We start from the raw sequence: 12,013 nt of genomic DNA on the forward strand, positions 1-12,013 counted from the left end.
TCTCGGGCGTTGTACGGGTACGAGTGCGCGGCGGAGGAGGAGCCATGGGCGAGGGTGTGGACGAGGCGGGCTGGGACGTCGAGCCGGGCGACGAGATCGAGCCGATGGTCCAGGCGGTGGGGCGCTTGCTCAGGGTGTGCCGTGAGGCGGCCGGTGTGACGGTGCCCGAGCTGGCCGAGGCCATGGGGTACGGCGAGGACATGATCCGCAAGATCGAGCGCGGTGCTCGCATCCCCCGGCCGGAGTTCCTGGACCGGGCGGACCGGCTCCTGAAGGCACAGGGGCATCTGCGGGCGTTCATGGAGGACATGAAGAGGGCCCGGTATCCGAAGAAGGTGCGCGAGCTGGCGGAGCTGGAGGGGCGGGCGGTGGAGATGCTGCTGTACAGCAACCACAACATCCATGGCCTGTTGCAGACGGAGGAGTACGCGCGAGCGCTGCTTCGTACCTGGCGTCCGGCCTACTCACCGGACCAGCTGGAGCGCATGCTGGGTGCCCGCATGGCCCGGAAGTCCGTCTTCGATCGCTCGCCCGCACCCGAGTTCAGCTTCGTCCAGGAAGAGGTGACGCTGCGCCGCCCGATCGGGGACACAATGGTGTTGCGCCGACAGCTCGAACACATGCTGGAGGTGGCCCGGTTGCCGTTCGTGGAGCTTCAGGTGATGCCGACCGCCCGCGCGAACCATCCTGGGACGGGGGGCCGTATCCAAGTGCTGAAGTTCGCGGACGGTACAGGGATGGGCCGCACCGACGGTGACTTCACAGGCCGCCCGGTCTCGACCCCGAGGCAGCTCCGCGTCCTCGACCTGCGCTATGGCATCATCCGGGCTCAGGCGCTCACGCCAGAGGAGTCTCTGGTCTTCATCGAGCAAGCGCTGGGAGAACTATGAGCACCCGGGAACTCCACTGGTTCAAGAGCAGTTACAGCGACAGCAGCAATGGCAATGACTGCCTCGAAGTCGCCCCCACCCCCACCACCATCCACATCCGCGACTCCAAGAACACCGACGGCCCGCAGCTCGCTGTCGCGCTCACCGCCTGGGCGGACTTCCTGTCGTACGCGACGAGTTGAGGAACCTGCCGTAGCGGTTGCCGTACCATGCGCCACTGTGGCGATACAGAATCCGTACCCGTGGGGACCCCCGTACGGCGGCCCGCCGCCTCCGCCGGTGAACATCCCGGCGAAGGACTTGCGGCCCCGGCGCATCTGGTACCTGGTAGCCGCACTGCTGGGGCTCGTGCTGGCCGGTGTCGGTATCGCCTTCATCGTCGCGACGGTGAAGGACACCGTGAACTCGATCGACACCGCCCACAGCTTCTCCAGCGGTGACTCGCGGACGTTCAGCTTCGTCCGGGGGAAGACGAAGGCGATCTACGTCTCCCAGTCCGGACAGGGCCATGTCGTCTGCCGGATCCCGGACATGCGGTCCGGGTCGATGACCCAGCCGGACAGCACCTTCCGCATCACCCTCGGTTCCCGCTCCTGGGACCGCGTCCTCGAGGTGAAACCCGGCAGCAGCGGCGACTACACGCTCACCTGCACCTCGGAGCTGCCGGCCGAGTTCGCGCTGGGAGACAAGCCCCGGGTGGGAGCCACGATCGGGAGCATCGCCGTGGGGATCGTCTGTTTCCTCGCCGCGCTCGCCGTGGCCACGACCATCACCATCGTCACCACCGTACGTCGCGGCCGGCACCGCCGACGGCTCGCCGCCGCGCTTGCCCCTCCACCGCAGTGGGGCCCGCCGCCTGGCTGGATGCCTTAGCGCGCTGCCGCAGGGGACTCGCTGACCGTCCAGGAACTCACCGATCTGCGTCTGGGCACCCTCAAGACGGCGGTGGAGGACTGGAAGACGATGGCCGGCAAGCTGGAGAAGCTCGCCACCGGAGGCGCCGGCGACGTCAGTGCGTCGGACCTGGAGAAGAAGGCCCACACGGCGGACTGGAAGGGCGTCAACGCCACCGTGTCACGGCAGTTCGTGACCAAGACCGCCAAGCAGTTCGCGGATGCCGCGGCCGAGGCGAAGAGCGTCCTCGGGCTGCTGCGCGATGCGCATGCCGACTTCGCCCGGCACAAGAGCGATCTGCGCACCGCCGTCGACGAACTGGCGAAGCAGAACATCTACGTCCACGTCGACGTCCACGGCAACGGCAACGGCAACGGCAACGGCAACGTCAGCTCGGCCGCCCCGCCCGGTGCCGCCGCCGGGAACAGCCTTCACGGAGGACATGAAGAGGGCCCGGTATCCGAAGAAGGGGCGCTAGCTGGCGGAGCTGGAGGGGCGGGCGGTGGATTTGCTGCTGTACAGCCACCACAACATCCATGGCCTGTTGCAGACACCGGAGTACGCACGAGCAATGTACGAGATGAGGCAGCCCGCCCTCGCCGAAGACGTCGTGGAGCGGGAGACCGCCGCGCGTATGGCTCGAAAGGCCGTCTTCGAGCGAGAGCCCGCCCCGACGCTCAGTTTCGTCCAGGAACAGGTGACACTCGAACGTCTCTACGGTGGGAAGATGGTGCTGCGTCGACGGCTGGAACACCTCTTGGAGGTGGCGAAGTTGAGGAACGTCACGCTCCAGGTCATGCCGACCGACCGGGAGGAGCACGCCGGAGCTGCGGGCCTGGTCGAGGTACTGAAGTTCGCCGACGGCACGGCGATCGGACGTTCCGACGGCGCGTTCAACGGCCGCCCGGTCTCAAGCCCCAAAGATCTTCGGATCCTTGAGCTGCGCCATGGCACGATCCGGGCGCAGGTTCTCACGCCGAGGGAGTCGCAGGCCTTCATCGAGCGAGCGCTGGGGGAGACAATGAGCACTGCGGAACTCCACTGGTTCAAGAGCAGCTACAGCAGCAGCAACGAACCCGGCGACTGCCTCGAAGTCGCCCCCACCCCCACCATCATCCACATCCGGGACTCCAAGAACACCGACGGCCCGCAGCTCGTGCTGACGCAAGAGGCCTGGTCGGAGTTCGTTCGTGCGCTTTGATGAATTCCCTGCGCTATGGAACGAGCCGGGACTGTCAGTGACCGTAGCCGGGCCCATCGTTGAGGCCTTGACCTTTTGCCCATTGGGGGAGGCCGTTGAGGGGGCGGCGTGCCATCACACGGTTCGCTAAGCGAATGTCATGGCTGCAAATCTGCTACCGCTAAGCATTAGCCTGGTTGCTACCCTGACAGGGGCACGCCAGCCAGTCGACGGGGAACGAGGGTTCATGTCCGACAGCACGTCGTTCGATCAGGAGTGGGCGGGGCTGAAGACGAAGGCCCGGATGCGGCTGGACGGGGTGGATCCAGGAGGGCCATCGCCGAGTGGCGCGGACCTGGTCGTCAAGTACGACGACATGGGGAAGATCGGGCACAGCGCCTTCCTGCTGCACCGGCATCTGTCGAGTGCGGGCAGTCACGCCAAGTCGCACGCCGAGGCCGCTGCGAAAAGCCTGAAGAACGACGGGTTCGACATGGGCGCCGCGCTGGCCGAGGCTGATGAGGGTTGGCAAGCACAGTTGCAGGTGCTGCTCGACGCTTGCGCTCAGATCTCCAACCATCTCGACTACTCGGTGAAGTCCTCCCGGCGGGACGACGATTTCATTGCCGCGCAGGTCAGCGCCTCCAAGATCTCCGAGTACCTGGACGTGCCACCCGCCACCTCGGATGACGAGGTGCCCCACATACCGAAGGCGGAAGGCCCCGTCATGTGACGGCTGGCCAGTGTGTGCGGGATGGAGGGACTCCGAAGTGGACCGGGGAACCCTCCAGAGGGCAACGGCGACGACGCCGTGACTGACAGGGGGGCCGGTGCCGACCTTCGAAGAACTTCTCCACGTCAATCTCTCGTCGCTGCATTCGGCGGCCGACGACTGGGCCGCCACGGCGACGCTGCTGAAGAAAGTCACCAAAGAAGCCGGGGACATGCGCAACCTGGCCCAGGGAACCGAGTGGAAGGGCGAGAACGCCACGGTGACCAAGGCGTTCGTCGTCCGGGTGTGCGACGAGTTCTCAGACGCCGTCACTGAAGCGGAATCGATAGGAAACCTGCTGAGTTCCGCGCACGACAAGATCAAGGCGGCCAGGGACGACCTGAAGAATCTTTGTGAGAATCCGCCTGACGGCATCACGATCCACGCCGACGGCTCGTTGAGTCGTAGCGCACAGCCCCCTCGCATGTCGCACGGGGATCCAGAGATCGTGGTGACGCAGAGCGACCTCGATGCCCTGCAGCGCTGCATCGACGCCATCCTCGGCCGGGCTGCGGAAGCGGACTCCACCTGTTCCTGGGGCCTGCGGCAACTCACCAAGAACAAACATGAGTTCGGCAGCACGTACTACGGCTCCCTCAAGGATGCGAAAACCGATGCCCGTATGGAGCTGCAGAACAAGACGGACTCGGAGGAGTACACGCCGCCCGCGAAATGGGGCAGCGGCACCATCAAGCCCGTTGCCGAGTTCCTCAGCTACCGCTCCTGGATGGACGGTGGCGAGGCGCTTCTGCACGGAGACATCAACGGTGCGATACAGGGTCTGATTGGCGGTACCCCCTCTGCGGCGGGCGGCGAGGCCAGCAAGCACCTCTCGAAGGGGGCGCTGCTGAGCGATGTACGCGGCAAACACCATCGCCCCACGTTCATCAACACGATCGGCAAGGTCGGAGAGAAGATATTCGGCGCGCCGGTCGCTGTGATCGCGACCGGGATCGACTTCTACTACACGCCCGAAGCACCCAAGGCGCCGGGCGACACGCATGTGGATGCCCCGGGGGAACCCGGGAAGGTGAGGTACCAATGACGCATTCTGCCGGCCCGCCGAAGTCGGGGCGCCGCCGCCCGGACCTGCGGCACTGGTCGAGACCCCGGAGTTCACGGACGCTTGTTCTGGGCATGTGCATGTCTGTCGGAGGCCTCGCCGGTGGGGTGCGCTCCACGATGGACGGGAAGGGGATCTGGACGGCCCTCGGCATCTTCGGCGTGGGGATCCTCGGCCTGCTCATCGTTGTGAGTTATTTCGTCAACAAGGCGGACCGCTGAGAGCCCTTCTTCCCGCCGGTTTCGAGCTGGTCCCCGAGCTTGCGAAGGGCCTGAGGATCAACGAGGCGAGTCCGGCGAGCCGGCTTCGCCGGCGAAGCGCAGGCTGACGACGAGGCCCATGCCAAGGTCGCCTGCGCCCGCCCTTTCGGCGAACAAGCACCAGCCGCCCGGTCAGGTCGGAGACTCCGGGCTGTGTCGGCAGCTACTGGGGGACAAGAGGGTGCGCTCGGCACCGGGGACAGCAGCATCGGAGTGATCTGAGCTGCTCAGAACTGGGTGTGGCAGCCAAGCGTGCCACTATGGCGGACGACACGGACCAGATCCTGACGTCGGTGAACGTCGACCACATCCACGCGGAGACCCAGAACAACGCGTGGTAGGACCGGGCCGGCGTGCACATGCCCGTCTCGGTGGATTCCCTGCTCCATGTCGCGTACGGCAGCACGGTGGAGCTCGGCTGTTCCGGTTCGCTGCCCGAGCCCGGCGAGTCGGCCGAGGCGCCCGCTCCCCGGCCGGTGGGCCTGGACCATCGGATCTGTGGCATCGCCGGGCTACGGCTGCCGATGGATCTGGGGTCCCGTCCCTCTATGCGGATGACCTTGGGCACAGCGGGAACACCCTGCCCCCGTGGCCGCGGAGGCCACCCGACTGGGCTGCGGCCCGCTGCAGATCCGGATCCCGGACCGACCGCAACCGGCCCGCACGGGCGCGGTACGGCTGCTGACCCGCGCCCCCGGTTTGACCCCCGTCACCCCAGGGGTATTCTCTCCGCCCCGATTGGCATCCGCCCCGCCCCATATGGCAGACTGTCCGAGTTGCTCGGTCGAGTGTTGATGCTGCGCGCCTCCCGCCGGGAGGACCGGAAGCGAGTCCCACAGTACTCGTCGTCCTAACTGCCCTCGGGCAGCACTGGGGCGGACGTACGGGAATCTTCCGGGAAGTGTGAGCGCGGCACCGGCCAGGCGCCCGGTGGGCCCGAGGTCCCCGGTCCGCGGTTCCGGAAGGGCCGTCGCATTCCCCGCAGGGATGTTCGAACAAGGGACATCTGTGTCAGCGAGAGCGCGACACGCCCGACCGCGTGGGTCGGAGAAGCGAAGGCAGCAGAAGGAATCCGCCGGGTTCCAGAGCGTAAGAGAGACAGGACTACTGAGTAGCCATGGCGGGACAGAAGATCCGCATCCGGCTCAAGGCCTACGACCACGAGGTCATCGACTCCTCGGCGAAGAAGATCGTCGAGACGGTGACCCGCACTGGTGCGTCGGTCGCGGGCCCGGTGCCGCTGCCCACTGAGAAGAACGTGTACTGCGTCATCAAGTCGCCGCACAAGTACAAGGACTCGCGCGAGCACTTCGAGATGCGCACGCACAAGCGCCTGATCGACATTCTCGACCCCACCCCCAAGACCGTTGACTCTCTGATGCGACTCGACCTCCCGGCCGGTGTCGACATCGAGATCAAGCTCTGAGGGTCGGTGAGCTGAGAATGGCTAAGCAGATCAAGGGCATCCTGGGCGAGAAGCTCGGCATGACGCAGGTGTGGGACGAGAACAACCGTGTTGTTCCGGTCACTGTCGTCAAGGCCGGCCCCAACGTCGTCACCCAGGTTCGTACCAACGACGTCGACGGCTACGAGTCGGTCCAGATCGCCTTCGGCGAGATCGACCCGCGCAAGGTGAACAAGCCCCTCAAGGGCCACTTCGCGAAGGCCGACGTCACCCCGCGTCGTCACCTCGTCGAGATCCGTACGGCTGACGCCTCCGAGTACACGCTCGGCCAGGAAGTCACCGCCGAGGTCTTCGAGGCCGGCGTGAAGGTCGACGTGACCGGCAAGAGCAAGGGCAAGGGCTTCGCCGGTGTCATGAAGCGTCACAACTTCAAGGGCCTCGGCGCCGGACACGGCACCCAGCGCAAGCACCGCTCGCCCGGTTCCATCGGTGGCTGCGCCACCCCGGGCCGCGTGTTCAAGGGCCTCCGCATGGCGGGTCGCATGGGCAACGAGCGGGTCACCACCCAGAACCTGACCGTCCACGCCGTTGACGCGGAGAAGGGTCTGCTGCTCATCAAGGGCGCGGTTCCCGGTCCGAACGGCGGCCTCGTCCTGGTCCGCACCGCGGCCAAGGGGGCCTGAGGTAACCGATGAGCACTGTTGACATCCTTTCGCCGGCGGGCGACAAGGCCGGTACCGTCGAGCTCCCCGCGGAGATCTTCGGCGTAGAGAAGATCAGCGTTCCGCTGCTTCACCAGGTCGTCGTCGCGCAGCTGGCCGCTGCCCGTCAGGGCACGCACAAGACCAAGACCCGTGGCGAGGTCCGTGGTGGCGGCAAGAAGCCGTACCGCCAGAAGGGCACCGGCCGCGCCCGTCAGGGCTCGACCCGCGCGCCGCAGTTCGCCGGTGGTGGCGTCGTCCACGGCCCGCAGCCGCGTGACTACTCGCAGCGGACCCCGAAGAAGATGAAGGCCGCGGCCCTGCGCCACGCCCTCACCGACCGGGCCCGCCACAACCGCATCCACGTCGTCTCCGGCGTGGTCGAGGGCGCGAACCCCAGCACGAAGGCCGCCAAGTCGCTGTTCGGCAAGATCTCGGAGCGCAAGAACCTGCTCCTGGTCGTCGACCGCGCCGACGAGGCCGCGTGGCTGTCCGCCCGCAACCTGCCCCAGGTCCACATCCTGGAGCCGGGCCAGCTGAACACGTACGACGTTCTCGTCTCGGACGACGTGGTCTTCACCCAGGCCGCTTTCGAGTCCTTCGTCGCCGGCCCGAAGGCCAACGACACCGAAGGGAGCGAGGTCTGATGGCCATCCGTCACCCGAGCATCGCCTCGAAGGCCGCCAAGGCCGCCAAGGCCGCGCGCGTCGCCAAGGCGCGTCGTCACGCCGCCGAGGGCAAGAACACCGTCGAGACCCCGGTGAGCAAGTCCTTCACGGACCCCCGTGACGTGCTGCTCAAGCCGGTCGTCTCCGAGAAGAGCTACGCGCTCCTCGACGAGAACAAGTACACGTTCGTCGTCGCCCCGGGCGCCAACAAGACCCAGATCAAGCAGGCCGTCCAGGCGGTCTTCGAGGTCAAGGTCACCGGGGTCAACACGATCAATCGCCAGGGCAAGCGCAAGCGCACGAAGACCGGCTTCGGTCAGCGTGCCGCCACCAAGCGCGCGATCGTGACCCTCGCCGAGGGCGACCGTATCGACATCTTCGGCGGTCCGACCGCGTAAGCGGGTCGGATCGTCCGATATCGGACGAGGACTGAGAAATGGGAATCCGCAAGTACAAGCCGACTACGCCGGGCCGTCGTGGCGCCAGCGTCGCCGACTTCGTCGAGGTCACGCGGTCCACGCCGGAGAAGTCGCTGGTCCGCCCCCTGCACAGCAAGGGCGGCCGTAACAACGCCGGTCGTGTGACCGTTCGCCACCAGGGTGGCGGACACAAGCGCGCCTACCGCGTGATCGACTTCCGTCGTCACGACAAGGACGGCGTGCCGGCGAAGGTCGCGCACATCGAGTACGACCCCAACCGCACCGCTCGCATCGCGCTGCTGCACTACGCGGACGGCGAGAAGCGCTACATCCTCGCGCCGCGTGGCCTGAACCAGGGCGACCGGATCGAGAACGGTCCCGGGGCCGACATCAAGCCGGGCAACAACCTTGCCCTGCGCAACATCCCGGTCGGTACGACCCTGCACGCCATCGAGCTGCGTCCGGGCGGCGGCGCCAAGTTCGCCCGCTCGGCCGGTGCCTCCGTGCAGCTGCTCGCGAAGGAGGGCGCCTACGCCCACCTGCGCATGCCGTCCGGTGAGGTCCGTCTGGTCGACGTCCGCTGCCGCGCCACTGTGGGCGAGGTCGGCAACGCCGAGCAGAGCAACATCAACTGGGGCAAGGCCGGCCGTAAGCGGTGGCTGGGCGTTCGCCCGACCGTCCGTGGTGTCGTGATGAACCCGGTCGACCACCCGCACGGTGGTGGTGAGGGCCGGACCTCCGGTGGTCGCCACCCTGTGTCCCCGTGGGGCAAGAAGGAAGGCCGTACTCGTTCGCCCAAGAAGGCGTCGAACAAGTACATCGTCCGCCGCCGCAAGACGAACAAGAAGCGCTAAGGACGGGTTGAGATGCCTCGTAGCCTGAAGAAGGGGCCCTTCGTCGACGACCACCTGATCAAGAAGGTGGACGCCCAGAACGAAGCCGGCACCAAGAACGTCATCAAGACCTGGTCCCGCCGCTCGATGATCGTCCCGGCCATGCTGGGCCACACGCTCGCGGTGCACAACGGCAAGACCCACATCCCGGTGTTCGTCACCGAGTCGATGGTCGGCCACAAGCTCGGCGAGTTCTCGCCGACGCGCACCTTCCGGGGTCACGTCAAGGAAGACCGGAAGTCGAAGCGCCGCTAGTAGCGGATCGCATTCAGACACGTAAGTAACTGAAGGGACAACCATGGAAGCCAGGGCCCAGGCGCGGTACATCCGCGTCACGCCCATGAAGGCCCGCCGCGTGGTGGACCTCATCCGTGGCATGGACGCCACGGAGGCCCAGGCTGTTCTGCGATTCGCTCCGCAGGCAGCCTCCGTGCCGGTCGGCAAGGTGCTCGACAGCGCCATCGCCAACGCCGCGCACAACTACGACCACACCGACGCCGACAGCCTCTACATCTCCGAGGCGTACGTCGACGAGGGTCCGACCCTGAAGCGGTTCCGTCCGCGTGCCCAGGGCCGTGCCTACCGGATCCGCAAGCGGACCAGCCACATCACCGTGGTCGTCAGCAGCAAGGAAGGAACCCGGTAATGGGCCAGAAGGTAAACCCGCATGGGTTCCGGCTCGGTGTCACGACCGACTTCAAGTCGCGTTGGTACGCCGACAAGCTGTACAAGGACTACGTCAAGGAAGACGTCGCCATCCGTCGGATGATGACGTCCGGCATGGAGCGCGCCGGTATCTCGAAGGTTGAGATCGAGCGCACCCGTGACCGCGTCCGCGTGGACATCCACACCGCTCGCCCGGGCATCGTCATCGGCCGCCGCGGCGCCGAGGCCGACCGCATCCGCGGTGACCTGGAGAAGCTGACCGGCAAGCAGGTCCAGCTGAACATCCTCGAGGTCAAGAACCCGGAGACGGACGCTCAGCTGGTGGCCCAGGCCGTCGCCGAGCAGCTGTCCTCCCGCGTCTCCTTCCGCCGTGCCATGCGCAAGAGCATGCAGTCGGCGATGAAGGCCGGCGCCAAGGGCATCAAGATCCAGTGCGGCGGCCGTCTCGGCGGCGCCGAGATGTCCCGCTCGGAGTTCTACCGCGAGGGCCGTGTGCCCCTGCACACGCTCCGCGCGAACGTGGACTACGGCTTCTTCGAGGCCAAGACGACCTTCGGCCGCATCGGTGTGAAGGTCTGGATCTACAAGGGCGACGTCAAGAACATCGCCGAGGTCCGCGCCGAGAACGCTGCCGCCCGTGCGGGTAACCGCCCGGCCCGCGGTGGCGCCGACCGCCCGGCCCGTGGTGGCCGTGGTGGCGAGCGGCGCGGTCGCAAGCCGCAGCAGGCTGCCGGCGCCGAGGCCCCCAAGGCCGAGGCCCCCGCCGCTCCGGCTGAGAGCACCGGAACGGAGGCCTGACCGACATGCTGATCCCTCGTAGGGTCAAGCACCGCAAGCAGCACCACCCCAAGCGTCGGGGTGAGGCCAAGGGCGGTACCACGGTCGCGTTCGGCGAGTACGGCATCCAGGCCCTCACGCCGGCGTACGTGACCAACCGCCAGATCGAGGCGGCTCGTATCGCGATGACCCGCCACATCAAGCGTGGCGGCAAGGTCTGGATCAACATCTACCCGGACCGCCCGCTCACGAAGAAGCCGGCCGAGACCCGCATGGGTTCCGGTAAGGGTTCGCCGGAGTGGTGGATCGCGAACGTGCACCCGGGCCGGGTCATGTTCGAGCTGTCCTACCCGAACGAGAAGATTGCGCGTGAGGCTCTCACTCGTGCGGCTCACAAGCTGCCGATGAAGTGCCGCATCGTCAAGCGCGAGGCAGGTGAAGCGTGATGTCGGTCGGTACCAAGGCGTCCGAGCTGCGCGAGCTGGGTAACGAGGAGCTTCTGGCGAAGCTCCGCGAGGCCAAGGAAGAGCTGTTCAACCTCCGCTTCCAGGCGGCGACGGGCCAGCTCGAGAACCACGGCCGTCTCAAGGCGGTCCGCAAGGACATCGCCCGGATCTACACCCTCATGCGTGAGCGTGAGCTCGGCATCGAGACGGTGGAGAACGCCTGATGAGCGAGAAGAACGTGACTGAGAACACCGAGGCGCGCGGTTTCCGCAAGACCCGTGAGGGTCTGGTCGTCAGCGACAAGATGGACAAGACCGTCGTCGTCGCCGTCGAGGACCGCGTCAAGCACGCGCTGTACGGCAAGGTCATCCGCCGTACCAACAAGCTCAAGGCGCACGACGAGCAGAACGCCGCGGGTGTCGGCGACCGTGTCCTCCTGATGGAGACCCGGCCGCTGTCCGCGACGAAGCGCTGGCGCGTCGTCGAGATCCTCGAGAAGGCCAAGTAATTCTCCTGCGGGGCGCCCCTCGCAGGACAGTTCCGCCAGGCTCCGGGGGCCGCTCGGTTGAGCGGCCCCCGGGGAACCGGCAGACATTCAGGAGATAGACGTGATCCAGCAGGAGTCGCGACTGCGTGTCGCCGACAACACTGGTGCGAAGGAGATCCTTTGCATCCGTGTGCTCGGTGGCTCCGGTCGCCGCTACGCGGGCATCGGTGACGTCATCGTCGCCACCGTCAAGGACGCGATCCCCGGTGGCAACGTGAAGAAGGGTGACGTCGTCAAGGCGGTCATCGTTCGCACCGTCAAGGAGCGCCGCCGTCCGGACGGCTCGTACATCCGCTTCGACGAGAACGCCGCCGTCATTCTGAAGAACGACGGCGACCCTCGCGGCACCCGCATCTTCGGCCCGGTCGGCCGTGAGCTGCGCGAGAAGAAGTTCATGAAGATCATCTCGCTCGCGCCGGAGGTGCTGTAAGC

Annotated in this window: 20 protein-coding genes and 1 pseudogene; 20 read left to right on the forward strand and 1 reads right to left on the reverse strand. The window is 66.7% G+C overall.

Annotation, left to right across the window (positions count from 1 at the left end):
- The first annotated feature begins 44 nt into the window (after positions 1–44).
- From ACWGJ5_RS17935 to ACWGJ5_RS17945, 3 genes are read left to right on the forward strand one after another with little or no spacing between them, the layout of a single operon-like run.
- The gene (locus tag ACWGJ5_RS17935; RefSeq protein ID WP_453310654.1) at positions 45–890 is read left to right on the forward strand and encodes a helix-turn-helix domain-containing protein; all 846 of its coding nucleotides are present in this window, start codon (positions 45–47) and stop codon (positions 888–890) included.
- Positions 887–1,072: a DUF397 domain-containing protein gene (locus tag ACWGJ5_RS17940; protein WP_453310655.1), complete on the forward strand. Its 186-nt coding sequence runs from the start codon at positions 887–889 to the stop codon at positions 1,070–1,072. The genes ACWGJ5_RS17935 and ACWGJ5_RS17940 overlap by 4 nt, the downstream gene beginning before the upstream one ends.
- 37 nt (positions 1,073–1,109) lie before the next feature.
- Entirely contained in the window at positions 1,110–1,763 is a 654-nt protein-coding gene (locus ACWGJ5_RS17945; RefSeq protein WP_453310656.1) for a serine/arginine repetitive matrix protein 2, read from the forward strand.
- A gap of 201 nt (positions 1,764–1,964) precedes the next feature.
- Here the strand turns inward: ACWGJ5_RS17945 and ACWGJ5_RS17950 are convergent, their stop codons facing one another.
- Entirely contained in the window at positions 1,965–2,228 is a 264-nt protein-coding gene (locus ACWGJ5_RS17950; RefSeq protein WP_453310657.1) for a hypothetical protein, read from the reverse strand.
- 4 nt (positions 2,229–2,232) lie between these two features.
- On the opposite strand from ACWGJ5_RS17950, the pseudogene ACWGJ5_RS17955 reads away from it, so the two are divergent.
- The 17 genes and pseudogenes from ACWGJ5_RS17955 to rplN form a co-directional block, all read left to right on the forward strand.
- Positions 2,233–2,805 (forward strand): annotated as a pseudogene (locus ACWGJ5_RS17955) (DUF5753 domain-containing protein); the annotation flags it as partial.
- Positions 2,806–2,985 (forward strand): DUF397 domain-containing protein, encoded by a 180-nt coding sequence (locus ACWGJ5_RS17960; RefSeq protein ID WP_453310822.1) that lies wholly within the window; start codon positions 2,806–2,808, stop codon positions 2,983–2,985. It abuts the pseudogene before it with no gap.
- Between the two features lie 226 nt (positions 2,986–3,211).
- Positions 3,212–3,697, forward strand: coding sequence for a hypothetical protein (locus tag ACWGJ5_RS17965; protein WP_453310658.1), 486 nt, complete (start codon positions 3,212–3,214; stop codon positions 3,695–3,697).
- Positions 3,698–3,794: 97 nt separating this feature from the next.
- Positions 3,795–4,781 carry a hypothetical protein gene (locus ACWGJ5_RS17970; RefSeq protein WP_453310659.1) on the forward strand — a complete coding sequence of 329 codons (987 nt, stop codon included), beginning with the start codon at positions 3,795–3,797 and terminating at the stop codon, positions 4,779–4,781.
- 98 nt (positions 4,782–4,879) lie between these two features.
- Entirely contained in the window at positions 4,880–5,020 is a 141-nt protein-coding gene (locus tag ACWGJ5_RS17975) for a hypothetical protein (RefSeq protein WP_453310660.1), read from the forward strand.
- 1,156 nt (positions 5,021–6,176) lie between these two features.
- Positions 6,177–6,485, forward strand: a complete 309-nt coding sequence (gene rpsJ, locus ACWGJ5_RS17980; protein WP_003948644.1) for a 30S ribosomal protein S10 — start codon at positions 6,177–6,179, stop codon at positions 6,483–6,485.
- A 17-nt stretch (positions 6,486–6,502) separates the two neighbouring features.
- Positions 6,503–7,147, forward strand: a complete 645-nt coding sequence (gene rplC, locus ACWGJ5_RS17985) for a 50S ribosomal protein L3 (protein WP_062706771.1) — start codon at positions 6,503–6,505, stop codon at positions 7,145–7,147.
- 8 nt (positions 7,148–7,155) lie between these two features.
- On the forward strand, positions 7,156–7,812 hold the full coding sequence (rplD, locus tag ACWGJ5_RS17990) for a 50S ribosomal protein L4 (protein ID WP_453310661.1): 657 nt from the start codon (positions 7,156–7,158) through the stop codon (positions 7,810–7,812).
- On the forward strand, positions 7,812–8,231 hold the full coding sequence (gene rplW / locus ACWGJ5_RS17995) for a 50S ribosomal protein L23 (protein WP_453310662.1): 420 nt from the start codon (positions 7,812–7,814) through the stop codon (positions 8,229–8,231). Before rplD ends, rplW begins: the two co-directional genes overlap by 1 nt.
- 38 nt (positions 8,232–8,269) lie before the next feature.
- Entirely contained in the window at positions 8,270–9,106 is an 837-nt protein-coding gene (gene rplB, locus ACWGJ5_RS18000; RefSeq protein ID WP_228621219.1) for a 50S ribosomal protein L2, read from the forward strand.
- Between the two features lie 12 nt (positions 9,107–9,118).
- A complete protein-coding gene (rpsS, locus tag ACWGJ5_RS18005) occupies positions 9,119–9,400 on the forward strand; it encodes a 30S ribosomal protein S19 (RefSeq protein WP_023547380.1) in 282 nt (93 codons plus the stop codon).
- A 43-nt stretch (positions 9,401–9,443) separates the two neighbouring features.
- A complete protein-coding gene (gene rplV, locus ACWGJ5_RS18010) occupies positions 9,444–9,791 on the forward strand; it encodes a 50S ribosomal protein L22 (RefSeq protein ID WP_019329637.1) in 348 nt (115 codons plus the stop codon).
- Positions 9,791–10,609 (forward strand): 30S ribosomal protein S3, encoded by an 819-nt coding sequence (rpsC, locus tag ACWGJ5_RS18015; RefSeq protein ID WP_055706471.1) that lies wholly within the window; start codon positions 9,791–9,793, stop codon positions 10,607–10,609. Before rplV ends, rpsC begins: the two co-directional genes overlap by 1 nt.
- A 5-nt stretch (positions 10,610–10,614) precedes the next feature.
- Positions 10,615–11,034, forward strand: coding sequence for a 50S ribosomal protein L16 (rplP, locus tag ACWGJ5_RS18020; RefSeq protein ID WP_030788270.1), 420 nt, complete (start codon positions 10,615–10,617; stop codon positions 11,032–11,034).
- On the forward strand, positions 11,034–11,258 hold the full coding sequence (rpmC, locus tag ACWGJ5_RS18025; protein WP_023547377.1) for a 50S ribosomal protein L29: 225 nt from the start codon (positions 11,034–11,036) through the stop codon (positions 11,256–11,258). The genes rplP and rpmC overlap by 1 nt, the downstream gene beginning before the upstream one ends.
- Positions 11,258–11,542, forward strand: coding sequence for a 30S ribosomal protein S17 (gene rpsQ / locus ACWGJ5_RS18030; protein ID WP_153539280.1), 285 nt, complete (start codon positions 11,258–11,260; stop codon positions 11,540–11,542). The genes rpmC and rpsQ overlap by 1 nt, the downstream gene beginning before the upstream one ends.
- A gap of 100 nt (positions 11,543–11,642) precedes the next feature.
- Positions 11,643–12,011: a 50S ribosomal protein L14 gene (rplN, locus tag ACWGJ5_RS18035; RefSeq protein ID WP_003998823.1), complete on the forward strand. Its 369-nt coding sequence runs from the start codon at positions 11,643–11,645 to the stop codon at positions 12,009–12,011.
- Positions 12,012–12,013: the final 2 nt, after the last annotated feature.

Source organism: Streptomyces sp. NPDC054783 (assembly GCF_053611725.1).

Bases quoted from the DNA above. Each gene is read 5' to 3' on its own strand.
- ACWGJ5_RS17935 (WP_453310654.1), top strand. From the start codon at position 45: ATGGGCGAGGGTGTGGACGAGGCGGGCTGGGACGTCGAGCCGGGCGAC.
- ACWGJ5_RS17940 (WP_453310655.1), top strand. From the start codon at position 887: ATGAGCACCCGGGAACTCCACTGGTTCAAGAGCAGTTACAGCGACAGC.
- ACWGJ5_RS17950 (WP_453310657.1), bottom strand. From the start codon at position 2,228: ATGTCCTCCGTGAAGGCTGTTCCCGGCGGCGGCACCGGGCGGGGCGGC.
- ACWGJ5_RS17960 (WP_453310822.1), top strand. From the start codon at position 2,806: ATGAGCACTGCGGAACTCCACTGGTTCAAGAGCAGCTACAGCAGCAGC.
- ACWGJ5_RS17965 (WP_453310658.1), top strand. From the start codon at position 3,212: ATGTCCGACAGCACGTCGTTCGATCAGGAGTGGGCGGGGCTGAAGACG.
- ACWGJ5_RS17975 (WP_453310660.1), top strand. From the start codon at position 4,880: ATGTCTGTCGGAGGCCTCGCCGGTGGGGTGCGCTCCACGATGGACGGG.
- rpsJ (WP_003948644.1), top strand. From the start codon at position 6,177: ATGGCGGGACAGAAGATCCGCATCCGGCTCAAGGCCTACGACCACGAG.
- rplC (WP_062706771.1), top strand. From the start codon at position 6,503: ATGGCTAAGCAGATCAAGGGCATCCTGGGCGAGAAGCTCGGCATGACG.
- rplD (WP_453310661.1), top strand. From the start codon at position 7,156: ATGAGCACTGTTGACATCCTTTCGCCGGCGGGCGACAAGGCCGGTACC.
- rplW (WP_453310662.1), top strand. From the start codon at position 7,812: ATGGCCATCCGTCACCCGAGCATCGCCTCGAAGGCCGCCAAGGCCGCC.
- rplB (WP_228621219.1), top strand. From the start codon at position 8,270: ATGGGAATCCGCAAGTACAAGCCGACTACGCCGGGCCGTCGTGGCGCC.
- rpsS (WP_023547380.1), top strand. From the start codon at position 9,119: ATGCCTCGTAGCCTGAAGAAGGGGCCCTTCGTCGACGACCACCTGATC.
- rplV (WP_019329637.1), top strand. From the start codon at position 9,444: ATGGAAGCCAGGGCCCAGGCGCGGTACATCCGCGTCACGCCCATGAAG.
- rpsC (WP_055706471.1), top strand. From the start codon at position 9,791: ATGGGCCAGAAGGTAAACCCGCATGGGTTCCGGCTCGGTGTCACGACC.
- rplP (WP_030788270.1), top strand. From the start codon at position 10,615: ATGCTGATCCCTCGTAGGGTCAAGCACCGCAAGCAGCACCACCCCAAG.
- rpmC (WP_023547377.1), top strand. From the start codon at position 11,034: ATGTCGGTCGGTACCAAGGCGTCCGAGCTGCGCGAGCTGGGTAACGAG.
- rpsQ (WP_153539280.1), top strand. From the start codon at position 11,258: ATGAGCGAGAAGAACGTGACTGAGAACACCGAGGCGCGCGGTTTCCGC.